General features: G+C 74.2%; 26 protein-coding genes. 7 read left to right on the top strand and 19 right to left on the bottom strand.

Annotated features, from left to right (window positions below; translation table 11 throughout):
- Nucleotides 1-341: 341 nt before the first annotated feature.
- The 5 genes from cas6e to ACIQOW_RS24820 are packed head-to-tail and all read right to left on the bottom strand — an operon-like array spanning nucleotide 342 to nucleotide 5,504.
- Nucleotides 342-1,076, bottom strand: a complete 735-nt coding sequence (gene cas6e, locus ACIQOW_RS24840) for a type I-E CRISPR-associated protein Cas6/Cse3/CasE (RefSeq protein ID WP_401088421.1) — start codon at nucleotides 1,074-1,076, stop codon at nucleotides 342-344.
- Nucleotides 1,073-1,915: a type I-E CRISPR-associated protein Cas5/CasD gene (gene cas5e, locus ACIQOW_RS24835; protein ID WP_401088420.1), complete on the bottom strand. Its 843-nt coding sequence runs from the start codon at nucleotides 1,913-1,915 to the stop codon at nucleotides 1,073-1,075. Before cas5e ends, cas6e begins: the two co-directional genes overlap by 4 nt.
- Complete coding sequence (locus tag ACIQOW_RS24830; RefSeq protein ID WP_401088418.1) at nucleotides 1,912-3,276, bottom strand: type I-E CRISPR-associated protein Cas7/Cse4/CasC; 1,365 nt, start codon at nucleotides 3,274-3,276, stop codon at nucleotides 1,912-1,914. Before ACIQOW_RS24830 ends, cas5e begins: the two co-directional genes overlap by 4 nt.
- 4 nt (nucleotides 3,277-3,280) lie before the next feature.
- Nucleotides 3,281-3,877 carry a type I-E CRISPR-associated protein Cse2/CasB gene (gene casB / locus ACIQOW_RS24825; RefSeq protein WP_401088416.1) on the bottom strand — a complete coding sequence of 199 codons (597 nt, stop codon included), beginning with the start codon at nucleotides 3,875-3,877 and terminating at the stop codon, nucleotides 3,281-3,283.
- Nucleotides 3,870-5,504, bottom strand: a complete 1,635-nt coding sequence (locus ACIQOW_RS24820; protein ID WP_401088414.1) for a type I-E CRISPR-associated protein Cse1/CasA — start codon at nucleotides 5,502-5,504, stop codon at nucleotides 3,870-3,872. Before ACIQOW_RS24820 ends, casB begins: the two co-directional genes overlap by 8 nt.
- A 60-nt stretch (nucleotides 5,505-5,564) precedes the next feature.
- On the opposite strand from ACIQOW_RS24820, the gene cas3 reads away from it, so the two are divergent.
- Entirely contained in the window at nucleotides 5,565-8,570 is a 3,006-nt protein-coding gene (gene cas3 / locus ACIQOW_RS24815) for a CRISPR-associated helicase Cas3' (protein WP_401088412.1), read from the top strand.
- A 389-nt stretch (nucleotides 8,571-8,959) separates the two neighbouring features.
- Complete coding sequence (locus ACIQOW_RS24810) at nucleotides 8,960-9,781, top strand: lipase family protein (RefSeq protein ID WP_401088410.1); 822 nt, start codon at nucleotides 8,960-8,962, stop codon at nucleotides 9,779-9,781.
- Nucleotides 9,782-9,848: 67 nt separating this feature from the next.
- Here the strand turns inward: ACIQOW_RS24810 and ACIQOW_RS24805 are convergent, their stop codons facing one another.
- A complete protein-coding gene (locus tag ACIQOW_RS24805; protein ID WP_188296233.1) occupies nucleotides 9,849-10,535 on the bottom strand; it encodes a response regulator transcription factor in 687 nt (228 codons plus the stop codon).
- Between the two features lie 34 nt (nucleotides 10,536-10,569).
- On the bottom strand, nucleotides 10,570-10,905 hold the full coding sequence (locus ACIQOW_RS24800; RefSeq protein WP_401088407.1) for a sensor histidine kinase: 336 nt from the start codon (nucleotides 10,903-10,905) through the stop codon (nucleotides 10,570-10,572).
- 459 nt (nucleotides 10,906-11,364) lie between these two features.
- On the opposite strand from ACIQOW_RS24800, the gene ACIQOW_RS24795 reads away from it, so the two are divergent.
- Complete coding sequence (locus tag ACIQOW_RS24795; protein ID WP_401088406.1) at nucleotides 11,365-12,165, top strand: metal-dependent hydrolase; 801 nt, start codon at nucleotides 11,365-11,367, stop codon at nucleotides 12,163-12,165.
- A gap of 134 nt (nucleotides 12,166-12,299) precedes the next feature.
- The gene (locus ACIQOW_RS24790) at nucleotides 12,300-13,076 is read left to right on the top strand and encodes an SDR family NAD(P)-dependent oxidoreductase (protein ID WP_401088404.1); all 777 of its coding nucleotides are present in this window, start codon (nucleotides 12,300-12,302) and stop codon (nucleotides 13,074-13,076) included.
- Between the two features lie 12 nt (nucleotides 13,077-13,088).
- Here ACIQOW_RS24790 and ACIQOW_RS24785 read toward each other — a convergent pair whose 3' ends face one another.
- Nucleotides 13,089-14,090, bottom strand: a complete 1,002-nt coding sequence (locus ACIQOW_RS24785) for a hypothetical protein (protein ID WP_401088402.1) — start codon at nucleotides 14,088-14,090, stop codon at nucleotides 13,089-13,091.
- Nucleotides 14,091-14,154: 64 nt separating this feature from the next.
- Nucleotides 14,155-14,775, bottom strand: coding sequence for a TetR/AcrR family transcriptional regulator (locus ACIQOW_RS24780; RefSeq protein WP_401088530.1), 621 nt, complete (start codon nucleotides 14,773-14,775; stop codon nucleotides 14,155-14,157).
- Nucleotides 14,776-15,090: 315 nt separating this feature from the next.
- Here ACIQOW_RS24780 and ACIQOW_RS24775 point away from each other — a divergent pair, with 315 nt between their 5' ends.
- Both ACIQOW_RS24775 and ACIQOW_RS24770 read left to right on the top strand, forming a co-directional pair.
- Nucleotides 15,091-16,539 (top strand): MFS transporter, encoded by a 1,449-nt coding sequence (locus ACIQOW_RS24775; protein WP_401088400.1) that lies wholly within the window; start codon nucleotides 15,091-15,093, stop codon nucleotides 16,537-16,539.
- Nucleotides 16,536-16,958: a cupin gene (locus ACIQOW_RS24770; RefSeq protein ID WP_401088398.1), complete on the top strand. Its 423-nt coding sequence runs from the start codon at nucleotides 16,536-16,538 to the stop codon at nucleotides 16,956-16,958. Before ACIQOW_RS24775 ends, ACIQOW_RS24770 begins: the two co-directional genes overlap by 4 nt.
- A gap of 29 nt (nucleotides 16,959-16,987) precedes the next feature.
- On the opposite strand, the gene ACIQOW_RS24765 is transcribed toward ACIQOW_RS24770, so the two are convergent.
- Together ACIQOW_RS24765 and ACIQOW_RS24760 are read right to left on the bottom strand one after the other, a co-directional pair.
- Nucleotides 16,988-17,779 carry an alpha/beta fold hydrolase gene (locus ACIQOW_RS24765; RefSeq protein ID WP_401088396.1) on the bottom strand — a complete coding sequence of 264 codons (792 nt, stop codon included), beginning with the start codon at nucleotides 17,777-17,779 and terminating at the stop codon, nucleotides 16,988-16,990.
- A gap of 107 nt (nucleotides 17,780-17,886) precedes the next feature.
- Nucleotides 17,887-18,918 carry a response regulator transcription factor gene (locus ACIQOW_RS24760; RefSeq protein ID WP_401088394.1) on the bottom strand — a complete coding sequence of 344 codons (1,032 nt, stop codon included), beginning with the start codon at nucleotides 18,916-18,918 and terminating at the stop codon, nucleotides 17,887-17,889.
- Nucleotides 18,919-19,205: 287 nt separating this feature from the next.
- Here ACIQOW_RS24760 and ACIQOW_RS24755 point away from each other — a divergent pair, with 287 nt between their 5' ends.
- Complete coding sequence (locus ACIQOW_RS24755; RefSeq protein ID WP_401088393.1) at nucleotides 19,206-20,273, top strand: LuxR C-terminal-related transcriptional regulator; 1,068 nt, start codon at nucleotides 19,206-19,208, stop codon at nucleotides 20,271-20,273.
- Between the two features lie 80 nt (nucleotides 20,274-20,353).
- Here the strand turns inward: ACIQOW_RS24755 and ACIQOW_RS24750 are convergent, their stop codons facing one another.
- From ACIQOW_RS24750 to lanKC, 8 genes are all read right to left on the bottom strand, one after another.
- Nucleotides 20,354-20,497: a hypothetical protein gene (locus ACIQOW_RS24750; RefSeq protein WP_401088391.1), complete on the bottom strand. Its 144-nt coding sequence runs from the start codon at nucleotides 20,495-20,497 to the stop codon at nucleotides 20,354-20,356.
- Nucleotides 20,497-20,631, bottom strand: a complete 135-nt coding sequence (locus ACIQOW_RS24745) for a hypothetical protein (RefSeq protein WP_401088389.1) — start codon at nucleotides 20,629-20,631, stop codon at nucleotides 20,497-20,499. Before ACIQOW_RS24745 ends, ACIQOW_RS24750 begins: the two co-directional genes overlap by 1 nt.
- Nucleotides 20,631-20,765: a hypothetical protein gene (locus ACIQOW_RS24740; protein WP_401088387.1), complete on the bottom strand. Its 135-nt coding sequence runs from the start codon at nucleotides 20,763-20,765 to the stop codon at nucleotides 20,631-20,633. The genes ACIQOW_RS24745 and ACIQOW_RS24740 overlap by 1 nt, the downstream gene beginning before the upstream one ends.
- Nucleotides 20,765-20,908, bottom strand: coding sequence for a hypothetical protein (locus ACIQOW_RS24735; RefSeq protein ID WP_401088385.1), 144 nt, complete (start codon nucleotides 20,906-20,908; stop codon nucleotides 20,765-20,767). The genes ACIQOW_RS24740 and ACIQOW_RS24735 overlap by 1 nt, the downstream gene beginning before the upstream one ends.
- Complete coding sequence (locus ACIQOW_RS24730; protein WP_401088383.1) at nucleotides 20,908-21,045, bottom strand: hypothetical protein; 138 nt, start codon at nucleotides 21,043-21,045, stop codon at nucleotides 20,908-20,910. The genes ACIQOW_RS24735 and ACIQOW_RS24730 overlap by 1 nt, the downstream gene beginning before the upstream one ends.
- Nucleotides 21,045-21,191, bottom strand: coding sequence for a hypothetical protein (locus ACIQOW_RS24725; RefSeq protein WP_401088381.1), 147 nt, complete (start codon nucleotides 21,189-21,191; stop codon nucleotides 21,045-21,047). Before ACIQOW_RS24725 ends, ACIQOW_RS24730 begins: the two co-directional genes overlap by 1 nt.
- On the bottom strand, nucleotides 21,191-21,328 hold the full coding sequence (locus tag ACIQOW_RS24720) for a hypothetical protein (protein ID WP_401088380.1): 138 nt from the start codon (nucleotides 21,326-21,328) through the stop codon (nucleotides 21,191-21,193). The genes ACIQOW_RS24725 and ACIQOW_RS24720 overlap by 1 nt, the downstream gene beginning before the upstream one ends.
- Before the next feature lie 65 nt (nucleotides 21,329-21,393).
- On the bottom strand, nucleotides 21,394-23,982 hold the full coding sequence (gene lanKC / locus ACIQOW_RS24715) for a class III lanthionine synthetase LanKC (RefSeq protein WP_401088378.1): 2,589 nt from the start codon (nucleotides 23,980-23,982) through the stop codon (nucleotides 21,394-21,396).
- Nucleotides 23,983-24,059: the final 77 nt, after the last annotated feature.

Below are 24,059 nucleotides of genomic sequence, written 5' to 3'. Positions count from 1 at the left end.
CGTCGGCTGACCCCCATGGGTACGGGGAGGCAGCGGCGTTGGCGCGTGCGTAGCGGGTGCCGTACGGCCGACCCCCGCGGGTGCGGGGAGGAGCCTCACGGAGCCACACTCGCTGACGAGGTCTGTGGCTGACCCCCGTTGCGGGGAGAGAAGTCAGGCGGCAATCGAATCCGAACCACGCAGGCTGACCCCCGCGGGTGCGGGGAAGAAGCGATGATGTGGCTCAAGGCCTGGAGGCTGTCGGGCTGCTCCCCGGGATATCCGGGGAGCAAGCCAGACGACGGCCTGTCTGACCGGCGTCATGCGCCCACGGGCCGGAACCCGAGGGGGTGCGAGACACCCTATCCGCCCGCCGTCGGCCGGATCAGGAGCAGGCCGGCGCTGTAGGAGCGGGCGCGGCCCACTCCGGTGGTGAGGGCGTCGGTGAAGGCGGCGGGGTCGGTGACGGTGAGGGCGCCCTTGATCTCGGCGCGGCCGATCTTGGCGCCCTGGTGCTTGGCGCTCAGGCCGAGTTTGGGGAGCATCCGGATCGCCAGGGTGTCCGGGTCGCTGTCGGCGCCGATGCGGCGGACACCGCCCGGGCCGACGCGGTCGGCTCCGGCGGGCTGGAGTCGGGCGGCGAACCAGTCCTTGACGTGGCGGGGGGTGGTGTCGGAGAGCCGCTTGCGGGCGAGGGTGCCGTCGCCGGCGCGGGTCTGGCGGTCCCGGGTCGGGTTCACCACGATCCGGAAGCCGAACGCGGCACCCGTGCGGACCGTGGTGTCGACCTGGAGGAGGGCGATCCTGTCGGCCAGGGCCGCCCGCGGGATCGCGGACCAGTCGGGCTGCACGCGCGACTGCACGATCACGACCAGGCTGTTGGTCCTGAGGTCGAGCGTCCAGGTGTTGAGGATGCCCATCTGGGCGCGCGGGTCCGCCTCGCCCGGTTCCGTCCACCCGTAGAAGCCGGACATCACCAGTCGGTGCATGATGTGCGGGTCGAGGATCGCCTTCTGTGCCAGGGCGTGGGTGGCGTCGAGGTGCAGGATGCTGTGGCAGGCCACGAAGCGGGCGGTGGCGGTGGAGGCAGTGGTCACAGCAGGTGGTCCCATCCGATGGACTCGCCGGGTTCGATGCGTACGCGCTGTTCCCAGCGGGGCGCGTAGGACCGGTGCACGGTGTGGAAGCTGACGGGGTGGTCGGTGACCGAGGAGGCTCCGTCGGTTCCGGCGGGCACCTCGATCCACGTCCAGGGGCGGGGCGCGCAGTCCTCCGTGAGCAGCCTGGTGGCCGCGAGGACCTCTTCGAGGCTCCCCGCGTGGACGCCGCCGGAGATCTCGCCCGCGGGCGGGCAGTTCTTGCGTCCGAGCCAGAGCAGGCGTCGGGGCTGTTCGAGGGCGGTGGCCAGTTCCTCCAGCAGGTCCCGGTCCGGGTGTTCGACGGCGGCGACGAACTTGGCGTCCGCCAGGTAGCTGCGGCTGGTGATCATCGGGTCGCGGCCGACCCTGCGGGCGAGCAGCGGCCCGCTCTCCGGGTCGGGGGCGATCCCCTTGGGGACCCCGTACCAGCCGGTGAGGGCACGGGCCGTCATGGCGCCGAACGCCGGGCCGGTGGCCGTTTCGAGGGCGGTGGCGGCCTGCTGGGCGCGCCGGTGGTCGGTGATCAGGTCGCGCGGGCGCAGCGGGTACCGGCCGCCGCCGACGGTGTGGTAGTCGCGGACGGGGGTGCCGGGGCGGTCGGCGCGGACGGCGTAGCGGAGTTGGTCGAGCGGGTCCAGCGCGTCCTCGCGGGAGTAGCCGGCCGCGGCCGCGAGCATGCCGATGAAGCCGGACTTGGTCGGCCTGAGGTGGGTGTCGCGCCGGTCGAAGCGGGCGACCAGTCCCCAGGCCTGGAGCGGTCCGGCGAGCCGGGCCAGGAGCACGTACGGCTGGGTCACGGGGCGGTCAGCTCCTCGGCGGTGTCTGCCTCGGCCGCGGCGAGGGCGCCTTGGGCGGCGAGTTCGTCCAGGAGGTCCTGGATGCCGAGGTCGTAGGTGAGAACGCGGCCGCCGGCGATGTCGGAGCGCTTGCGGGTGACCAGCCGGTGGTGCTTCAGGAGCCTGGTGGCGGCGGCGAGGCTGGCGCCACCGTCGGCTTGCTCGTCGATGGGGTCCTCGAAGACGGCGGAGTAGTTGAAGGGGCGCTTGCCGTCGAAGGCGAGGACCAGCTTGGGCAGGGAGCCGGTGGAGGCGGTGGTGTTCTTCTTGGCGGCCGGCATGGCGTCGACGAACGCCTCCACGAACTGGCGCTCGGCGGCCACGGCGGCCTCGTCCGCCTTCTCGGCGCTCAGGCCGCCGGCCATCAGGTTGACGCGCAGCTGGACGCGGTCGAGGGCGGCGTACCGGTAGAAGGTGCCGGAGATCAGGGACTGGTAGCCGGTCATGCCGGCTCCGGCGTCGTCGGCGGCGTCGAGGTAGTCCAGGGCGTTGGCCTTGCGGCGGATCTTGGAGTCGTCGGCGGCGCTGTAGAAGTCGTCGATCTGGGCCGCGGCGTGGACGGTGAAGGCCGGGCCGGTCATCACCGCGCCGTCGACGTTCGGGGAGTCGGCGATCTCGGCGAGGAAGCGGCCGTAGAGGGCGATGTCGATGGCGTCGCGGGGCGCCAGGGCCGCCAGGACGGCGGCGCGGACGGCCTTGGGCAGGGTCGGGATGGCGGTGTCGGCGGCCTCCTCCACCTCGACGGGCAGGGTGTCCTCGTCGGCCGCCGCCGCACGCCTCTTGCCCTTGCTCCTGGCCTTGGCGGTCTCGGCGGCCTTGCGGGCCTCCTCGAATTCGCCGGCCCAGGAGACGACCCCGTCCCGGTTGGCGGCGAGGTATTCCGCCAGCTTGGCCCCGGCGTCCTCGGGGGCGAAGAGCAGCACCTTGGTCAGGTTCCGGGTGCGCTCCTTGTCGCCGAACTTGAGGCCGACGCCCTCCAGCACGGCCTTGGCGACGGGCAGCGCGTCCTGTTCCTCCCAGCCCAGGCCCCGCAGCGCCTCGGCGGTGAGCAGTGCCCACTCGCGGGTGCGGATGCCCATGGTGTAGCCGGCCAGGGCGCCTTCACCGGCGTTGGCCTTCTCGCGGCTGAGGGTGCGTTCGGCGCGGCGGCGGGCCTGGGAGGTGATCAGGTTCCGGGTCTCGCCGCCGAACGGGATGATCTTCGCCATGCCGTTCTCGTCGCGGACGGGCAGGACGGCGACCAGGCTTTCGAGGGCGTGCAGGGAGAGGAACTGGTGGCCGTCGAGCCGCTCGGCGACGGCGCTGGTGCGGACGATCGTCATGTGGTCAGCCGTTCTTCTTCGCAGGGTATTCGGGGGTGTAGAAGGCGCGGGCCCAGCTGTACGGGGTCGCCCTGCCGGTGGCCTTCCAGGCGGACAGGTCGTCGGCGAGCCGGGCCCAGGAGGGCGGTGCCACCTCGCAGGCCCGTGCACGCTCGACGGCGTGCTGCAGGTGGCGTACGGGCAGTTCGCGGGAGGCGACCAGGCGGTCGAGGAGGCGCTTGGCGCCCGGGTCCTTCGGGCCGCGGGCGGCGGGGGAACCGATGCGGCGAAGGGCGTCGCCCATGGAGCCGTAGCCGGCCTGGGGCACGCTCCTGCCGGCGTGGTAGCGGGCGAAGAGGAACGCGACCCGCTCGTACACCGCCCGCTGGTCCTCCTCGGGGCTGAAGGAGGCGGCCCGTAGCCTGGGCTCCGACAGGGCCTCGGGGCGGCGCAGTTCGGCGAGGCGGCCGTAGTCGTGGGACCAGACCAGGCTGCACAGCCAGCTGGTGAGGTGCTCCGCGGGCGTCCGCTCGGCCGGGAGGGCCCCGCCGGGTGCGTCGTCGCCGACGGCGACCGGACGGAAGACCTCGTCAAGGTTCAGGGACAGCTGCTCGTCAATCACGCGGGGGCTCCTTCAGATACGGCGGGCAAGCGGAGCTCGCCAGCATCTTCTTCAACTTCTGCTCCGCCTTGGCCCGGGCGTTCATCCCCCGCCCGCCGGGCGGCAGCGAGGCCAGGCGGGCCTGGAGGACCTTCCGGGTCAGCTCGTGGATCTCCCGGCCGAACTCCGCCAGGGGGCCCTCGCCCGGGTCGGTCCCGGCGCTCACGTCCGCCATCAGGAACGAGAAGTGGTCGGCCGCGCCGGCCCACAGTTCCGGCTCGGCGTGGAAGCGCCTGAGCAGGGACGCCTTGTCGGCGGGCTTCGGGTTGGGGTACGCCTCGTCCCTGGCCACGACCGCGGCGGCGTACAGGGCCTTGGCGGCGTACTCGCAGATCAGCGAGCCGTCGTCGGAGGCCCACTTGAGCTGCGCCTCCCGGCCGGGCACGTACGGGAAGGTGTCCGAGACCCAGGCGGTGGCGGTGGCCTGGCGGGAGATCAGGCCCACGGCGGTCAGGCCCACCCGGCGGTCGCGCAGGCCGGCGAGGCGGTCGTACAGGCCGGTGCCCTTGGCGAGCTTCGGATCGGCCGTGGCCGCGGCCGCGTACAGCGCGTGGGACTCGCGCCAGAGCGCGCGTTCCTCGCTCGGCCGCAGCGGCTCCGGCTCGCCGCCGCTCCTGCGCGGGGCCAGGACCGCGTCCTGGAGGTGGACGGGCGGCAGCGGGTCGAGGATCTCGCCCGCGGCCCGCAGGACCCGGTCGACCATGACCCTGCCGTCGACCAGGACGGGGCGCAGGAGGATCGACCGGCCGAGGAAGGAGTGGAGGTCGGCCGGCCCGTCCGGCAGCCGCGACGCCTTCCGGCCGCGGAAGGTGCGGCGGCCGCCGGGGCGGTCGGCCGTCCAGGAGTAGTTGAAGGTCCCGGTGTCTCCGGGCTTGCACGGAGCGATGTTCAGCCGCAGGGTGTCGCCGAGCGTCCGCCCCCTGGCCACTACGCGGATGCGGGTGCCGAGCCTGCCCACCGCCTGGTAGGTGAGCTGAGGGCCCAGCCAGTCGGCCTTGGCCATGGCGCGCCCGCCGAGGCCGTAGGCGTGCTGGGTCAGCATGGCGCGGAACGCCGCGTCCGGCGCCATCGGTTCGGGGTCGTGGAGGTGCACCTTGTCGAAGAACTGGTTGTAGTCGCCGGTGCGTTCGATGACGAGCTGGGCCGAACCGACGCCGTGCGCGGCCATGAACGGGGCCAGCAGCGCGTTCTGGCCCAGGGGACGCTCGGGGTGGAACAGGTCCCAGCGCTCGGGCGGTTCCTCCTCCAGCCAGGTGGCCGCCTGCTCCAGCGGGTGCTCGTCCTCCACCCACTCGCGCCAGGCGGCGGGCGTGGCCGGCACGCACTTCGCCGCATACATGATCGCCATCAGGTACTCGAGTACGGCGACCTCCTCACCGGGAGTCGAGCTGACCAGCGCGGTGAACTCCTCGGCGTTCCTGAGGAGTTCGACCAACCCCGCGCGCCGGACCCCGGCCGGACGTACAGTCGGGTCCTCCCCTTGCGCCGGCCGCTCCGGGCCGGGGCGTGTCAGTGCCGGCTGGCATGCTTCCGTCCGAGGGTCCCAACTCGACAGTGCGTCCCGAGATTCCAGGAAATCTCGGGACATCCTTGAAATTTGACGCTTCGTCACAAAATCGGACCCTACTAGCCTGGGAGCGGCCGAGCGGTGGAAGTGCACGAAATCACCCGTGCGGGGGTCATGCTGTGGGGCAAGACCGACCGTTTCAAGATCAGCGAGAAGCGGGGCGGCCCGCCCTGGAACCCTCTCCTGGCCCACATGCTCGACACCGCGGCCTGCGCCGGAGAGCTGTGGGACCACTACCTCGCGACGCCCGTCCGCGACCGGCTAGCCGAGGCGCTGGGATCCGGGGACGCCGTCGTCGCCCGGCGGAACGCGATGCTCTACGCCGCCCTCCACGACCTGGGGAAGGCCTCCGCGGGATTCCAGCTCCAGTTCTTCGACACGGACAAGGGGCATCTGCGCAAGGCCGCCAAGGAGTGGCTCGCGATGGCCCGCCGGAACGGACTGCCGCTTCCCGCCGACCTCCGCGCGGCCCGTCGGCTGCGGCACGAACTCGTCACCGCCCACTGCCTGCCCCGGCTGCTCGGCTGCGCCTGCCAGGACTGCGGCGGCACGGGCGCCCCGCACCTGGGCCTCCACCGGGTGGCGCTGCTCCTGGGCGGCCACCACGGTCACATCCCCGGTCCCGACCTCCTCCAGCGGGCGCCGACGGCGGCCCCGCCGCAGCACTGGGACGCCGTCCAGTGGTTCCTCGTCAGGGCGGTGGCGTCGTTCCTGGACGTCGACCTGAAGCGGCTTCCGGACCAGACCTCCTTCTCACGGCCGGCGGCCGGGCCCCTGTTCGCCGGCCTGGTCGTCGCCGCGGACTGGATCGCCTCCGACGACAACCGCTTCGAGTACCGCAGGACGGGGGACGTCCGGCAGTGGTGGCACGACGCGAGGAAGTCGGCCCGCACCGCGGTGCACGACCTCCGCCTCCGCGGCTGGACACCGAAGCCCGAGCCGTGGGCCCGGCTCTTCCCCGGCACCCCGCAGCCCCGCCCCTTCCAGGCGGCGGCCATGGCCGCCGCGCCGGAGGAAGGGCCGGCGCTGGTCCTCATCGAGGCCGGCACCGGATCGGGAAAGACCTCCCTGGCCCTCTGGTACGCCCACCACCTCGCCCGCACCAACGGCTACCACGGCTTCTACACGGCGATGCCCACCCGGGCGGCCACCGACCAGGCCGCGGTGGAGCACATCGAGTTCCTCGCCCGGGCCTTCGGCCGGCCCGGCGACGCCAACCTCGCCGTCGTCCACGGGACCGCGGAAGCGACGGACACCGTGCACCGGCTCCTCGACGCGGGCGAGGCCCCCGCGCCGCCGGACGACCTCACCGATCTCACGCCCTTCGTCGAATCCACCCTCTGCGACCGCCACGACCAGGACGAGGCCGCCGCCGTGGTCCTCGACCCGTGGTACCTCCGCCGCTGCCTCGGCCTGCTCTCCACCTTCGGCGTCGGCACCGTCGACCAGGTCGCCCTCGCCTCGCAGCGCTCCGCGCACTGGTTCCTGCGACTCTTCGGCCTCGCCAACAAGACCGTCGTCATCGACGAGGCCCACGCGTACCAGCTGTTCCAGGAGCGGCTGTTGGAGGCGGCCATCGCCTGGCTCGCCGACGCGGGGGCCTCCGTCGTGGTCCTCTCCGCCACGCTCCCCGCCGCCACCCGGGAGGCACTGGTCGCCGCGTGGTGCCGTGGCCACCGCACCGTCGTCCGGCCCACCGACGCCAAGGGGCCCGTCACCCTCGTGGACCGGCACGGCCGCGTCACCCGCGCGGCCCCCGACGAACCACCCGACGAACTCCACACCCGGCTCGACCTGTTGCCCGACCCGGGCGCCGCGGCCCTCGCGGGCCGGCTCCTGTGGGAAGCCGCCGCCGGGGGCATCATCACCGTCATCCGCAACCGGGTCGGCTCCGCCCACGAACTCCACGCCCACCTGGTCGAGCAGGCCGAGCGCCACGGCTGGCGCCGTGACGAGATCCTGCTCCTGCACGGCAGGCTCGTGGCCCGCGACCGACTGCCCAGGGAAGCCGAACTCCGTGCCCTTCTGGGGCCGGGGGAGGACCGGTCGACGGCCAACCCGCGGCGCCCGGCCCGCCTGCTGGTCGTCGCCACCCAGGTGATCGAGCAGTCACTGGACCTGGACAGCGACCGCCTCTACACCGACCTGGCCCCCGTCGACCTGCTCGTCCAGCGCCGGGGCCGCCTCCACCGGCACGCCGTCAACAACGGTGCCCGGTCCGCCGGCATGCGGACCCCCCGGATGACCATCCTGTGGCAGCCGGACCAGGCGCACCTGCCGCTCGTCCAGCCGCCGGCCGGCCGAACCCCGGGCAACCGCGACGCCCTGGTGTACGCGCCCTACGCACTCGCCGCGACCTACCACCAGCTCGCGGAACGCACCGTCGAGCCGGCCTGCCCGGACTGCGAGGACGCCCGGCGGGCCGATCCGGCCGCCCGCATCGCCTGCCTGTCCACCCCACGCGACAACGAGGCCCTGATCGAGTCCGTCTACGATCCGGCGCCGTTCCCCCGGACCCCCACGGGGGCGCTGCTGTCGACGACGTGGGAAGACTGGAACGCCGAACTCGCGAAGCACACCAACGCAGCCAAGGCCTACGCCCTGCAGCCCTACCACCCCGACGACGGCACCCCCGGCGACATCCACCTCCTGGAGAGCGGGGGCGCGAACGGCCACGGCAACGACGGCGCTCCAGGCCTGGCGGCCCGGTCACGGCTCGCGGAGCGCTCCGTCGAAGCGATCCTGCTCTACCACCACCCCTCGGACGGCGAACACCCCAGCAACCACTACAGCTACGACCCGCGGGGCCGCATCAGGGCCGACCTCAAGCGGTACAGCCGCCGTGTCGCGGACCGCGCCGCCCGGCGGGCCCAGCAGCAGCACCTGCTGCTCAACACGGTGTCCATCCCGTACCACTGGTTCGAGCACCTGCTGCCCGCCGAGTACTGGAAGAACCCCGGCATCGGGGTCCTCCGCCATCGGCACGTCATCGTCCTGAAGCCGGACGGTACGAGCCGGGACGGCCACGCGCCCAAGTGGCTCCGCTACGACTCAACGCGGGGCCTGCACCTGGCTTTCCGGTCATGAGGCGGTACTCTGCCCATCCCTGCTCCCGGCACCAGCGGGGATGGGCCCGATGTTCCGAGCTCTCTGCTTCCATGCTCCCCGCGGCAGCGGGGGAGATGCCGACCTGCGACCACCGGTGTACCCGGCAGCGTGGCGGGCTCCGGCCCTGATGCCGGGCGGCGACGAGGGCGCTGCACCGGGGCCCGAGCGGGTGTTCGGGAGCGGGTGAGTGTGCGGCATTCGGTGCGGTCGGGGTGAGTGGCGTGGCCTGGCCGCGCGCGAACTGCGAGGGCGGTAGCGTCACCCTTGGTCACCAGAGTGTCACGGTGTGCCCTCCTTGGAGTGGGCGCCCGACCGGGCCCTGGAGTCGACCAGCCGTCCCGATCGTCGAACCGACAGGAGCGTCTTCCGTGGCCGTACCCACCGCCTTCGACCAGCATGCCAGCGGCTACAGCCTCCCGCACGCCTACTGGCTGGCGAAGGCCTCCGATCTGGCCTACAAGGACGAGGCCACCATCGAGGAGCAGGCCCACGCCTGGGGGTTCGACGAGGTGCGCCACCACCGGACGAGCTTCACGCCGCCGTTCCCGCTACAGGACACCCAGGCCTACACCATGGGTGGCGAGAACATGATCATCACCGCGTTCCGCGGCACCGAGCCCGCGCAGATCCGCGACTGGCTCACCGACGGAACCACCCCGCCCTGGCCGGGCCCCGCCCGGACGGGCTACGTCCACTACGGCTTCGCCGAGGCCCTGGACTCCATCTTCCCCGACGTCGCCAAGGCCGTCTCCGACCTGCGGACCGACGACCAGACCGTGTGGTTCACCGGGCACAGCCTCGGCGGCGCCCTCGCCATGCTCGTCGCCGCCCGGCTCGACCTGGAGGACCCCCGGCTGGCGGCCGACGGCGTCTACACCTTCGGCCAGCCGCGGACCTGTGACCGGCTGCTCGCCGCCGCGTACAACAAGGGCCTCCAGGGGCGCACCTTCCGGTTCGTCCACGGCAACGACATCGTCCCCGAGCTGCCTCCGGAGCCCGTCTTCACCCATGTCGAGACGCTGCGCCACATCGACTCCGCGGGCCGCGTCAAGGAGAAGGCCGGGCTGGTCTCCGCGCTGACCGACCGGGCCAAGGGGCTGGGCACCGCGGCCTTCTCCCCGGACGGCGAGGGCATCCGCGACCACCTGATGCGGAGCTACCTCGCCGCGCTGGAGAAGGCCCTGGCCTGATCCGTGCCGCTCCGAGGTCCGGGTGCGTCCGGTCCCGCCTGGCGCACCCGAACCCGGGCCGGAGCGGTCAGGCCCGTTGGCGTGGGGTGAGCAGTCCGCTCTCGTAACCGATGATCACCAGTTGGACCCGGTCGCGGGCGTCGAGCTTGTCAAGGAGATGGCCGAGGTGGGTCTTCACCGTGGCCATGGAGACGTAGAGCTCCCGCGCGATCTCCGCGTTGGACCTGCCGGCGCCGACCAGTTCGAGGACCTGCCGCTCCCGGCCGGTCAGGCCGTCCAGAGCGGGGGGCGGGCCGGGCGGGTCGGTGGCGGGGTGGCGGCAGAACTCCGCGATCAGGCGCCGAGTGACGCTCGGGGAGAGGAGGCTCTCCCCGGTGGCCACCACCTGGATCGCGCGCAGCAGTTCGACGGGCGGGATGTCCTTGAGCAGGAATCCGGCGGCTCCTGCCCGCAGTGCCGCGAAGACGTGCGCGTCCAGGTCGAACATGGTGAGCATCAGGACCCGCACGTCCGGGCTGTGTTCGCAGATCGCCCGGGTGGCCTCGATGCCGTCCATGCCGGGCATCCGCACGTCCATCAGCACCACGTCGGGCCGTTGTTCGGCGGCGAGTTCGACCGCGGCGGCGCCATCGGCGGCCTCGCCGACCACCGTCAGGCCGGGTTCGGCGTCGATCAGCATGCGGAAGCTGCCGCGCAGTAGCGCCTGGTCGTCCACGACCAGGACACGGACGGGCTCGGTCACGGCATCCTCCATACGTTCGTTCTTCCCGCTTCGATCCTGCCGCCGATCAGGGCTCAGCACCTGCGGTTTCCGCTTCGGTGGTCCGGTAGGGGAGCTCGGCGCGAACTGCGAAGCCGCCGTGGGCCAGTGGGCCCGCCTGGAACCGTCCGCCGAACAGCTCGACCCGCTCCCGCATCCCGATCAGGCCGTGGCCGCTTCCGTGGCCGGGGGTGTCGGAATGCCCGGGGCCGTGCCAGGGCGGCTGTCCGCCCGGGCCCGGGCGGCGGGTGCCGCGGCCGGGGGCGGCAGCCTCGTTCGTCACGCCGACGCGCAGCTCCCGGCCGTCGGCGACCAGTTCGACCCGGCACCGCGTGGGGCCGGCGTGTTTGAGGACGTTGGTCAAGGCCTCCTGGACCACCCGGTAGGCGGAACCCTTCGTGCAGCTCGTCGGGGAGCAGGGTGGAGGTGGCGGGCGCCGGCGAGAGCTTGCGTCGGCCCGGGCCTCCAACTGTGCGACACGAACCGACGGTTCGGGCGCCGGCGGGGAGTGCGCGCAGGGTGGCGGGTGGGCGTGCTCGGCTCAACTTCCGTGATCGGAGGGCCCGGTGATGCCGTCGCCGATCGGCTTGTCCGTCGGAGTCGGCCTACGGAGCGGAGGCGGCGGGGGAGGACTGACGTCGCGGGGTGCCGCGGTTCGCCGACCGGCGCTCGGTGCCGGAGGCCGAGGCTCCCCGCGGGTCGGGCGTCGGTCGGTTGTGGCCGTGTGTGGGATGCCCGGCCGGTGATCTTGGACGGATAGGCTGCCGTGATGTCAGGTCCTCGCGGAGAGGACGGAGCTGATCAGGATCGGTGGTGTACGGAGATGATGGGACCGGCGCATTCGCTGTCGGGTGCGACCGCATGGCTGGGGGTGGGGGCGGTGGCGGCCGGGATGGGGGAGCCGATGCCCTGGCCGGTCCTGCTCGCCGGGGCGCTGATCTGCGCGGGGGCGGCGCTGGCGCCGGACCTGGACCACAAGGCGGCGACCATATCCAGGGCGTTCGGGCCGGTGTCCCGGGCGCTCTGCGAAGTGATCGACAACCTCTCGTACGCGGTCTACAAGGCCACCCGGGGCAAGGGGGACCCGCGGCGCTCGGGCGGACACCGGACGCTGACGCACACCTGGCTCTGGGCCGTGCTGTGCGGGGCGGGCGCCGCGGCGGTGGCCGTGTACGGCGGCCGCTGGGGCGTGCTGGTGGTGCTGTTCGTGCACATGGTGCTGGCGATCGAGGGCCTGCTGTGGCGGCACGCCCGGGTCTCCAGCGACGTCCTGGTGTGGCTGCTGGGGGCGTGCAGCGCGTGGATGCTCGCGGAGGTCCTCGACAAGCCGGGCAACGGCTCGCAGTGGCTGTTCGAGGAGCCCGGGCAGCAGTACCTGTGGATCGGGCTGCCGATCGCACTCGGCGCGCTGGTGCACTGCCTGGGTGACGCGCTGACCGCCTCGGGCTGTCCGGTGCTCTGGCCGATCCCGGTCGGGCGCCGGCGCTGGTACCCGATCGGTCCGCCGAAGGGCATGCGGTTCCGGGCCGGCAGCTGGGTGGAGATCAAGGTGCTGACCCCGGTCTTCATGGGGGCCGGCGGGCTCTGCGCGGCGGGGGCGCTCGGCTTCTTCGGTAACGGCTGAGGCGGAGTTTGGTTCCAACGGCTGCGGGCCGGTGCCGAGTTGGGGGATCATCGGCCGGGTAGGCGCTGCTCGGCGCGGGAGGCCAGGTCTCCGGCGCCGGGAGCGTGGTCCTCGCAGCCGTGGGAGCGTGTCAGATGGTGGCGTCCGTATCGGGAGAGGTGGCGATCGTCACCGGCGCCGCCAGCGGGATCGGCCGGGCGGCGGCGCTGCGGCTGGCCGGGGCGGGCTGGACGGTCGCCGCGGTCGACGTGGACGCGGCCGGTCTGGAGGGGCTGGCGCAACAGGCCCCCGGGGTGCGTCCGTTCGTCTGTGACGTCACGGACCGCCCGGCGGTCGCCGCTGTGGTCCGTGACGTCGGCAGCGAACTGGGGCCGCCCCGGCGGCTGGTGCACTGCGCGGGCGTCGGCGTGATGGGTCGGCTGCTCGATCAGGACGCGGCCGGCACCCTCCGGGTGATGGAGACGGTGTACGGCGGCACGCTCCACCTGGTGCACGCCGTCGTCCCCGGCATGGTGGCCCGGGGCGGGGGCCAGGTGGTGCTCCTCGGCTCCATCGCGGGCTGGGTGCCGGTACCGATGGGCGGGGCGTACGGTGCGGCCAAGGCCGCGGTCCACTTCCTCGCCGAGACCGTCGCGGCCGAGTACCGGAAGGACCGGATCCAGGTCGTCTGCGTCTGCCCGCCCGCGGTGGAGACCCCGATGCTGGACCGGATGCGCAGCGACTCCCCTGAACTGATGGGCCGGGTCAGCGGGTTGAGCCCCGAGGCGGTCCTGGAGTCGATGGACCGCGCCCTGGCGCGGGGCCGGCTGTGGGCCTTCCCCGGGCGCGGTACCCGCGTGATGTGGACCGCCCGGCGTCTGGCACCGCGTCTCCTCGGCCGGACGATCGGCCGTCTCGTGGTCGGGAAGTAGCCGGGGGCGAGGCTAGCGGTACCGCCCGGAGGCCGAGCAGAAGTCCACGCAGCCGCGCATCAGTGAGCGCAGGTCCGTCACGTACCGATAGACGGGGGAGCGGTCCTCGGCCGCGAGCCCGAGCCGGTCGAGCAGGCGGGGCAGACCGGCCTCGGTGCGCAGGAAGGAGTCGGTGTAGCCGCGGACCATGGTGTGGATCCGGGCGAGCGCCTCGGGCCGGGTGATGCCGTGCTGCCGTTCGAGGACGATCACCAGGTTGTGGTGGTCGCCCGCGAGCTCCTCCTTCGTGAGGGACTGCACGTCCTGGGTGATGTTGACGACGTGGGTGGTGAGGTGGCGCAGTGTGCGCAGGGGCCGGCTGCGGAGGACGTCATCCGGGACCTCGTACCGGCCTGCCCGCTCGGCCGCGTCCATCTCCAGGCGCACGGCGCCGGTCAGTTCGCGCAGGGCGAGGTACTCCTCGGCGCCGAGGACGACGCCCTCCCGGCGCTGTCGGCAGCGGGTGAGGCAGGAGGCGAACCAGTCCGCCCAGTTCTTCCCGGTGCGCGCCACGAACGCCGGTGACATGCCGTCGGTCCACCGCTGCCAGAGGTCGGTGAAGGCGCGGACGTGCGGGTCGGCGGGCAGCCGGCCCGGCTGCGGGCCCGGTGCGTCGAGGACGGCGGCCAGGGAGGTGAAGAAGGCGTCGGCCCGGCCGGGTTCGCCGATAAAGGCGGGGTCGTCGGGGAAGTCGTTCCAGACCGACCACCAGGAGACCCAGTCGGCCACCAGGTCGAGGCCGTCGCCGGTGGCGTCGGGGTAGCTCAGGCAGGCGAACAGGGCCATGTCGTACCGGTCGTGGCGGCGCAGGGCCGCGTCGTCGGGGGCCAGGCCCATGCGTCGGACCCAGTCCCGGGTGTGCGCGGTGACCCGGGTGCGGTCCTGGCCTATTCGGTACGGGAAGGGCAGGTCGAAGTGCCATGACCGGGTGTCCCGGTGGGCTTGCGGGGTCGGCAGGGTGATGGAGGGTTCCACCGGTGAGGACTCCTCGTGAAGGCGGGAGGGCGCGGATGGGCGACGGCGGCTGCGCGCCGTCCGTTCAGCCCGCGGCGAGCAGGCCGTCGACCAGGGCGCGGAGGCCGTCCTGGTAGGTGTCCCCGGAGGTGAGCGGGGCCCAGCGGTCGGCGAGCCCGGCCAGCCGGGGCAGGTGTTCCGGGTCGAGGTCGGCGAAGACCTGCTGGCGGTGGGTCGGGCGGTCGTCCGCGGCCCGTCGGCGGGTCGCCGGCGCGCGGACCAGGATCTCGCCGGCGGTGTAGTACCAGATGGCGCGGTAGCCCTGGACGGCCCGGTCCGGTGACAGGCCGCACCCGATCAGGCCGTCGACGATCTGCTCGACGAACCACAGGGAGTGGGCGGACATCAGGTCGTCCCCGGTCAGCACCTCGACGATCCAGGGGCAGGCGGCGAGCGCCCCGTGGATGGCGGCCGCCGCGGCGACGACCCGCTCGCGCGGCTCGGCCGGCAGCCCGGTCGGCCGCAGCGTCCGCGCGGCGTAGTCGTCCAGCAGCAGGACGAGCAGCTCCTCCTTGTCGCGGACGTGGTGGTAGAGCGCCATCGGCGTGCTGCCGATCTCGCCGGCCAGGCGCCGCATGGTGAGCCGCTCGACGCCCTCCTCGTCCACGATCCGGCGGGCCGCGGTGACGACCTCCTCCCGGGAGATGCGGGGAGGCCGGCCGGTGGCCTTGCGCGGTGCGGCGGCCCCTCGCGGTGCGGTGGCCTTGCCCGGCCCGGCGGCCTTGCCCGGCCCGGTGGCCTTGCCCGGCCCGGCGGCCTTGCCCGGCCCGGCGGCCTTGCCCGGCCCGGCGGCCTTGCCCGGCCCGGCGGCCTTGCCCGGCGCGGTGCCCGTGCGCGGCGACGAGGACGTCGAGGAGGCCGAGGACGTCGAGGCCGGCGGCTGCGGTTCGGCGGGCTGCTGCATGCCCCCATCATCACCCGGGACTCGACAGCGGCGATCATCCGGGGCTACTTTCTTTACATGTATAAAAACCCACGAGGGCGCCCCGGCCTGGTGCTGGCGGCGGTGACCGTCGCGCAGTTCGTCTTCGCCCTGGACATGTCGGTGGTCAACGTCGCCCTGCCCGCTATCAGGACCGACCTGGGCTTCGCGCCGCTCGACCTCTCCTGGGTCGTGCACGTCTACGCGCTCACCTTCGGCGGGCTCCTGCTGCTGGGCGGCCGCGCCTGCGACCTGTACGGCCGGCGGCGGCTGTTCCTGCTGGGCCTGGCCGTCTTCGGGCTCTGCTCCCTGGCGGGCGGGGTGGCCCAGGCGCCCTGGCAGCTGGTCGCCGCCCGCGCCGGACAGGGCGTGGGCGCCGCGGCGGCGGCCCCGGCCGCGCTCGCGATGCTCACCACCACCTTCACCGAAGGCCCCCGCCGGGTGCGCGCGCTCGGCGTGTGGAGCGCGGCGAACGCCGCGGGCGGAGCGCTGGGGGTGCTGGCAGGTGGGGTGCTGACCGAGTACGCGAGCTGGCGCTGGGTCATGCTGGTCAACCTGCCCGTGGTGGCGGTGGCGTTCGCGCCGGCACCCGGCGGGGGACCGGAGGAGGCGCGGCCCGTACGGCGGGAGCGGCCCGACGTGCTCGGCGCCGTGCTGGCGACCGCGGGGATCGGGCTGCTGGTGTTCGGCGTCGTCCGCACCGACGTCCACGGGTGGGGCTCCCCGGCCACCCTGGGGACGCTCGCCGCCGCGGTCGTGCTGCTGGCCGCCTTCGCCGTCACCGAGACCAGGGCCCCCGCGCCGCTGCTCCGCCTCGGCCTGCTGCGCAGCCGCTGGGTGGCCGGTGCCAACGCCCTGGTGTTCCTGGCCGCCGCCGGGCAGTTCACGGCCTTCTACTTCGTCTCCCTCTACCTCCAGCAGGTGCTGGGCCTGGGCGCCGCCGCCACCGGCCTCGCGTTCCTGCCCTTCTCGGCCGGACTCGTCGCGGGCACCGTCGTCGCCACCCGGATCACCGCGCGCCGCACACCCCGCGTGGCCCTGGTGCCGGGGGCCGTCCTGGCCGCCGCGGGCCTGGCCTGGTTCGCGTCGATCAGCCCCGACGGGGGCTTCCTCACCGACGTCCTCGGCCCGTCCCTGGTCACCAGCATCGGCACCGGGCTGGTCCTGGCGCCGGTCGCCGCCGCGGCGACCACCGGCGTGGCCGCCCGCGAGGCCGGCATGGCCTCGGGACTGCTCAACAGCTCGCGCCAGCTCGGCGGCTGTGTCGGCCTGGCCGCCCTGGCGACCGTCGCCGCCCACCGCACCGGCGGTGCCACCGACCCCGCCGCCCTCAGCGACGGCTACGCGGCGGGACTGGCCGTCACCGCCGTCCTCTTCGTGCTCGCCGCGCTCGTGGCGATCGCCGTGCTGCCCCGGCGGCGGCCGGAAGACCCCGGCCCCAGCCCGCTCACCCCCGCGGAGAACCGACTGGAAGGAACCCGCTCATGACCACCACTCCGATCGCGGCCGTGAACCTCTTCGCCTCGGCACTGCACATCCACCCCGACGGCGACGTCACGGCCACCGGGCGGCGGATGACCGGCGGCGACACCGGGGCCTGGCAGATCGCGACCTTCCACGTGGAGACCGACGCCGACGTCCACGCCGACCACTGGGAGATGCACCCCGAGGCGGAGGAGGCGGTGTGCTGCCTGGCCGGCGGCGTCCGGCTCCACCTCCGCCCGGTGGAGCCCGGGGAGGCGGGCGAGGCCGAGACCGTGGTGCGCCTGACGGCGGGCACCGCCGCGATCGTCCCCCGGGGCCGCTGGCACCGGCTGGAACTCGACGCCCCCAGCGACCTGATGTCGATCACCCTCCGTACGGGCACCCGGCTGGAGCCGCGCACCGGCGCCACTGACGTGGGTTGACGAGGGCCGGAGCCGACGCGAGCCGGAGCTCACGAGGACCGGACGGCGCGGTGGGCCGGCCCGCCGTCCGGCCCACCCCGACCGTCGGACCGGCGGTCGGACCGCCGGCCGGTGCCGGCGATCCCGGCCAGCAGGGCGGCGAGCTCCCCGGGCATGGACAGGAAGGGGGAGTGACTGCTGGGTAGCCGGTGCACGGTGTCGGCGCGCGCGGCGAGCACGCGCTGCCGGGAGGGTTCGAGCGCCCGGTCGTGCTCGCAGACCACGTAGCTGGACGGCACCGTGCGCCAGCCCGCCGTGCGCACCGGTTCGGTGAAGGACCGGACGCTCTGCGGGGTCAGCCGCGCCACGGCGCGGTCGGCCTCGGCGCCGGGCACGTCGGCGAAGAACACCTGCCGGGCGTCCTCGTCCGGCGGGGTGTGGCCCGTGTCGTCCGCCGGGGCGGGTGTCCCCAGGAAGGAGAACAGGCTTTCTCCGGCGTCCAGTTGGAAGGCGGCGAGGTACACCGCCCGCACCACGTTCGGGGCGCCCGCGATCGCCTCGGTGACGGGGGCGCCGCCGTAGGAGTGGGCGACCACCACCACCGGGCCGTCGATCCGCCGCAGGTGGTCGCGGACCGCGGCCGCGTCCTCCGCCAGGCCCGCCGGCCGGGTGCCGTCGGAGCGGGCGGGGACGGAGCCGACGGGGGCGGAGCTGGGCAGGTCGACGGCGTGGGAGCGCCAGCCCTCGGCGTCGAGGGCGGCGCGTACGGCGTCCCAGCACCAGGCGCCGTGCCAGGCGCCGTGGACCAGCAGGAAGGCGGGGCGGTCGGGGCCGGCGGTCATGCGGGGGTCCTCCGTCGTCCGGGAGGTGATCGGTGGGCCTGTTCGAGTATCCGGGCCGAATGTGACGGGCGTGTGGCGGCGCGTGGCTGCCTGCTGTGATCTGCCGCTCAGCGGCTGCCGGCGGCACAGGCGGCGGGCGGCACAGCGGCCGGAACGGCGGTCGGTGCGGCGGTCGGTGCGGCAGTCGGGGAGGCGGGTGAGGAGGCGCCGGGCGCCGCCACGCCGCCGGTGAGGCCGTGCCGCTCAGCCAGCACCCCCGCCTGGAAGCGGCTGTCGGCGCCCAGCGTGCCGTACAGGCCGGCGATGTGCCGGCGGCAGCTGCGCAGTGAGAGCCCGAGGCGGCGGGCGATGACCTCGTCCTTCAGCCCGTCGGCGAGCAGCCGCAGGATCGCGCCGCGCAGTTCGTCGGAGACGGCGCGGGCGGCGACCGGCCCGCTGCGGAAGGCTTCGCCCCGGTGCCAGAGCGTCTCGAAGGTGTCGGCCAGGTGGTTCACCACGGACGGCTGGGTCACCGGCACCAGTCCGTCGGGCCGCCCGTGCTCCGGCAGGAACGCGCTCTCCCGGTCGATGACCAGCAGCGGTCCGCAGCTCTCCCCGGTGGTGCGCACCTCGGCGCCGGCCCGCGTCGCGGCCCGGGCCCGGCGCTGGGCGGGCAGGTGGAAGCGCGCCGGGTGCTGGAGGATGATCCGGACGCTCAACGCCGCTTCGGCGAGCGGCAGTTCGGCCAGCAGCAGTTCGGCCAGCCCGGCCGCGGCCGGGTCGCCGCCGGGGCAGCAGAGCAGCACCTCCCGGCGGGCCAGGAGCAGTCGGCCGACGACACCGGCGTGCGCGGTTCCGGGGCCGGCTGCCGCGGCGGGCTGCTTGGTGTGGAGGTGCTCGGGCCCGGCCTGCTCCCGGGCGGGTGCCGGGGTGTCGGCGGGGACGGGCCGCAGCAGCCCGCGGCGCCGGGGCACGTCCACGGCGTGGCCGACGGCGTGGTCCACGGCGTGGCCGGCCGGATGGCCGCAGGTGTGCTCGGCGACGGAGCGGAGGCCGTCCGCGCCGGACTTGTCCTGGCGGACGGCCCAGCGGTAGAAGGTGACGGAGTCGTGGTCGGTCTCGGGGGCGGGGGCGGGGGCGACGGAGGCCTGGGTGTCCAAGCTGGGTGTCCTCGCTGGTCGGGCCGGGGACGGCCGCCGCGCGGCGGGCGTTCGGCCGGCGGTGCGGCGCCCCGGGGGCGGAAGGGCCGCCGGCGCGGGTGCGGTGAACGCAACCCGGACGGTTCCACGTTGTTCCATGGCGGCCCTCTTGACAGCAGTGGCAGGTGACAGTCGCGTCCGGTGGACGACTGCTCCTCGGAGCGGTCGTCCGATAATCGCCACAGGTCGCGACGGCAGCCAAGGGGCGGGGAGGGTCAGGAAGATGATGGCCGACTGAGGAGGGGTGGATGAATCCGGTGAACACGGACACGATCCGGTCGTCGGGGCGGGAGGCCCTGCTCGACCACGAGGCGCGGCTGGTCTACGAGTGGGCGGTGCGGCACCGGCGGGTCGAACCGGCCGACCTGGCGCGGATCGCCGGCGACCTCGGGCTCACCGAGGCGCGGTGCCGACGGGCCGTCGACCTGCTGGTGGAGCTGTGCCTGCTGATCCAGCGACCGGGGGACGAACCGGACTGCCTCGCGGCGGTCGGCCCGGACGCGGCCGTGGCGCGGCTGACCGGACCGGCGGAGGCCAGGCTGCGGCTGTACGAGGCCGAACTGGGCCGGCGGCTGGCGGCGCTGGCCAAGCTGCGCGCCGAGGTGGCCTCGCTGGAGCCGGTGTACTGGTCGCAGAGCGGCGAGCCGGCCGGCTCGGTCCGGCTGCTGGAGGACGCCCAGGCGGCCCGCGCGGCGCTGGACTCGGTGGTGGGCGCGGCCGAGGAGGAGGTGCTGGCGATCCGGCCGGGCGGCCGGCACCCCTGGGCGGACCTGGACCAGGCGCTGCCCAGGGACCTGGCCCTGCTGGAACGGGACGTTCGGCTGCGGAGCGTCTACCAGCACCCGACCAGGTTCGACCCGCCCACCCGCTCCTACGCGGAGCGGGTCACCGCCGCCGGGGCGCAGATCCGCACCCGCGCCGAGGTGCCCGCCCGGCTGGTCCTGGTGGACCGGACCACGGCCTTCGTGCCGGCCAGGCTCGCCACCGGCGGGGCGCTGCTGGTCCGCGAGCCGTCCCTGGTGGCGTACTTCGTCCGGCTCTTCGAACACGAGTGGAGCCAGGCCGTCCCGTACGACACCGCGCCGACCGCGGCCCGCGCGGTGTCCCGCGAGGTCGAGGGCGTGATCGCGGTGCTGCTCGCGGCCGGGGAGAAGGACGACGCGATCGCCCGGCGGCTGGGCATGTCGACCCGCACCTGCCGGCGGCACATCGCCGAGCTGCTGCAACGCCTCGGCGCGCAGAGCCGGTTCCAGGCCGGCGTGCTGGCCGAGCGTGCGCGGCTGACCGTCCCGGTGGACGCCACGGCGCCGTGCTGAACCGGGCGGCCCGCCGGGGCCGGGGGTGACACGGGGCGGCTGCCCGCCGGGACGGCCCCGGCGGGCAGCCGCTCTCGGCATCAGCGTGAGGTCTCGTCCGTGACGGGGACCTCGTGGCGGATGTGCGCCACGCTGCTCAGGTGGCTGCCGATGAAGGTGGTGGGTGTCGCCGCCAGGGCGTCCCCGTCCGCCTCCAGACCCTGGAGCGCGAGGATCCGCGGCATCAGGCGGCGTCCTCGTCGGTCAGGTGGGTGTGGGTGAACTGGTGGATCGCGGTGCTGATGTAGCTGTACTTGGCGGCGGCGAGGGTGGCGTCGTCTTCGCTGCGCAGGCCCTGGAGGGCGAGGATCCGGGACATCAGGCGGTCTCCTCCTCGGCGACGTGGGTGATGGTGAAGTTGTGGAAGGAGCTGCTGATGTAGCTGTACTTGGCGGCGGCGAAGGTCACGTCGTCTTCGCTGCGCAGGCCCTGGAGGGCGAGGATCTGCGACATCAGCGGGTCTCCTCGGCGGTGACGTGGGCGTGGGTGAACTGGTGGAAGGCTGTGCTGACGTGGCTGAGGACGTTCGTCTTGGCGACGCCCGCCTCGGAGCCGGTCTCGGGCTGGAGGCCCTGGAGGGCAAGGATCTCGGACATCAGGAGGTCTCCTCGGCGGTGACGTGGGTGTGGGTGTACTGGTGGATGAAGCTGCTGAGGTAGCTGTAGCTCCTGGCGACGCCCAGCTCGGAGCCGTGCTCGGTCTCCAGGGCCTGGAGGGCGAGGATCTGCGACATCAGTGGATCTCCTCCTCGGTGATGTGGGTCTGGGTGTACTGGTGGCTGAAGCCGCTGTGGAAGCTGAAGTTGTAGCTGTTCCCGGCGACGGCGGCCTCGGTGCCGGTCTCTGCCCGCAGCCCCTGGAGGGCCAGGATCCGGGACATCAGCGGGCGTCCTGGTCCGTGACGGCGACCTCGAAGCGGAAGTGCGCGAAGCTGCTCAGGTGGCTGCCGACCACGGCGGCGTCGGTCCCCGGGCCGTGCTCGGTCTCCAGGGCCTGGAGGGCGAGGATCTGCGACATGGTGGTGCCGTCCTTTCGGTGTCGGTAGCGGTCACCGGATGGTGACCGTCGTGCGTCCCCCGCGGTCAGGGCCGGGGGAGGTCCGTGATGCCGGGCAGCGGCACCGGGCCGAGCACCGCCTCGTGCAGGACGGCCAGGATCCCGGCCGCGCCGGTGGCCAGGTCCGCCGAGAGCCGCATCGTGCGGCGGCCGGGGAACACCAGGTGGCCCCGGTGGGCCATCACCTGCCACTCCAGCAGCCGCAGGTGGCGTTCGGCCTGGGCCCGGCGGCCGGTCCTGAGCTGGTGCAGCATCAGCCCGGCCCGGCCCTCGAAGAGGCCGGAGGCCGCGACCAGCTCGGGGAGGCAGCCGCGCCCGGCGGCGGCCGTCGCCTCGGCGAACCGGGCGGGCAGCCGGTCCTCGCCGGTGCGCCGGGCCAGTTCGGCGATCACGCCGGCGGTGCCCACGCCGCCCGCGGCCAGGTACGGCAGCTTGCGGTGGTGGCGGTCCTCCAGCAGGAAGAGCATCCCGTCGGAGATGTCCGCGCCGTCCAGTTCGCGGCCCAGCGCCGCCTCGGCCGCCGCCAGCCAGCGCGGCTCGCCGGTGTGCTCGTGCAGCCGCAGGAACAGTGAGGCCTGGCCGGTCCAGCCGTCCAGCAGGCCGCGCAGCCGCGGCGCGCGCTCCTCCGCGGCCAGCTGGTGCCCGAGGGCCAGGGCCTGTTCGGCGAGCTGGTCCCGGCCGAGTGCGCCGGCCAGGTCGAGCAGCCCGAGGGCGATGCCGGCGCGGCCGGAGCCGAGCCCCGGATCGGCCGGCGGTGCGGTGGCGAGCAGCCGGTCGACCAGGGCGCCGGCCTCCTCCAGGGCGCCGAGGCGGGCCAGTGTCCAGGCGATGCCGGTCAGCCCGTCGTACAGCCCGGCCGGCAGGTCGGGCGCCGCGTTCGTCCTGGTCAGCAGCCACTCGGTGTGCTCGGGCGGGACGGGACGGCCGCAGGCCCGCAGCGCGTACAGCACGCCGGCCGCCCCGTGGGCGAGGCCCAGGCCGCCGTGGCCCGGACCGAACTGGGCGATGTCGCCGGGGAAGAGACGGTCCGTCCGCTCCGGGGTGGCCATCGCCAGGATGCCCTCGGCGAGCGAGTCCAGCACCGGGCGCCAGGCCGCGGTGTCGGTGGCCGGCTCCTGCGGCCAGGCCGGTGCCTGGCCGTGCCCGTCGTCGGCCCGGTGGCGCTCGGTGGCGCCCGGCGGCAGCGTCCCGCCGGCCGCCCGGTGCAGCGCCGCGGCGGTCTCGGCCCCGAAACCGGGCGGTACGGGGTAGCGCCGCTCGATCTCCCGGCCGGCCAGCTCGGCCTTGCCGGAGTCCAGTCCGAGCAGCTGGTTCACCGGCAGGAAGAGGTAGAGCCGCAGCGCGGCGAGCGCGTACGCGTCCACCGCGGTGCCGCGCCGGGCCCGGGGAGAGACGAAGCCGGGCGTGCCCAGCGGGGGCGCGGTGCCGTCCTCGGCCGGGAAGGTGATCTCGAAGTCGACCAGCGCGCAGCGTCCGTCCGGCCTGACCAGAATGTTGTTGGGCTGGAGGTCGCCGAAGACCAGCCCGCGCCGGTGCAGCGTCGCCAGCATGCCGGAGACCTGGTCGACCACGTCGAGGGCCCAGGCGGTGTACTCGGCCAGTTCGGCCTCGTCCGGCTCGGGGCGGGCGAGCGGGCAGGTGCGGGTGAAGACCTCCTCCAGCCGCTCGCCCTCGATGTACTCCTCGACCAGGTAGTGGTGCTCCCAGACCTGCCGGTACTCGTACAGCGCGGGCACGAAGTCCAGCCCGTCCAGCGCCTCCAGCACCCGGCGCTCGCTGTGCAGCCGCTGCACCGCGTCCCGGCGGGCGGCGTCGAGCCCGGCGTGCGGGCGGGCCTCGCGCAGCACCACCTTGCGGCCGTCGCGCCGGTCGGTGGCCAGGTAGATCCCGCCGCCGTTGGAGAAGTGCAGCGCCTTGCTGACCTCGAACGGGAACTCGGTGTCGGAACCGGCCGCCTCGCGCTCGGCGTCGGCGGCCTGCTGGGCCGCGACGACCTCGGGCACCGGCACCCAGTCGGGCACCGCGAAGACCGTGCCGCGGGTGTCGGGGACGGGCTCGCCGTCGGGTCCGAGCATGGCCGGCACCCGCTCGCCGTGCCCGTCGGTGCAGTAGCGCTCGACGAACGAGCCGTAGCGCAGGTAGAGCGGGCCCTCCCCGTAGCGCAGGTCGCTCAGCACGTACGGTCCCTGGACGCCCTTGAGCAGGGTGGACAGGTCGTCGAGCACCCGGACCAGCCGGGCCTCGTCCTCCGGGTAGAGCGTGATCAGCTTGCCGCTGGAGCGGCGGTCGGCGTACTTGCTGTTCGCCGCGAGCACGGTGGCGGGGCTGCGCAGGAACTTCCAGGTCAGCTCGTGTTCCAGGCAGTACGCCAGGACCTGGTCGATCACCCGCCCGGCCTCGTCCGTCGTCGCCGAGACGTGCACCTTCCAGCCCTGCTCGGGCAGTCGCGCCCCGGGCGGCCTCAGGTTGACCCAGCCGCCGTGCTCCTGGCGCCGCCAGCCCGGCGGGAGCGGGGCGGTGGCGGCGGCGAAGCGGTCGTCGGGGCGCTCGGCGCGGACCGGCTCGTCGTAGAACAGCGGGTCGGCGAGGCAGTGGCGCTCGTAGAGGTCGTCCATGCCGCCCGCCTCAGCCCGCGGTCCGCGTGCGGCGCCCGTCCGGGCCCGGTGCGGTGGCCGGACGGGTGCCGGTTGTC

The sequence above is a fragment of the Kitasatospora sp. NPDC091335 genome (genome assembly GCF_044757205.1).
In the GTDB taxonomy this organism is placed as follows: domain Bacteria; phylum Actinomycetota; class Actinomycetes; order Streptomycetales; family Streptomycetaceae; genus Kitasatospora.
The sequence above is the reverse complement of the archived record's forward strand: the minus strand, read 5'-3'. Positions and strand labels throughout refer to the sequence as shown.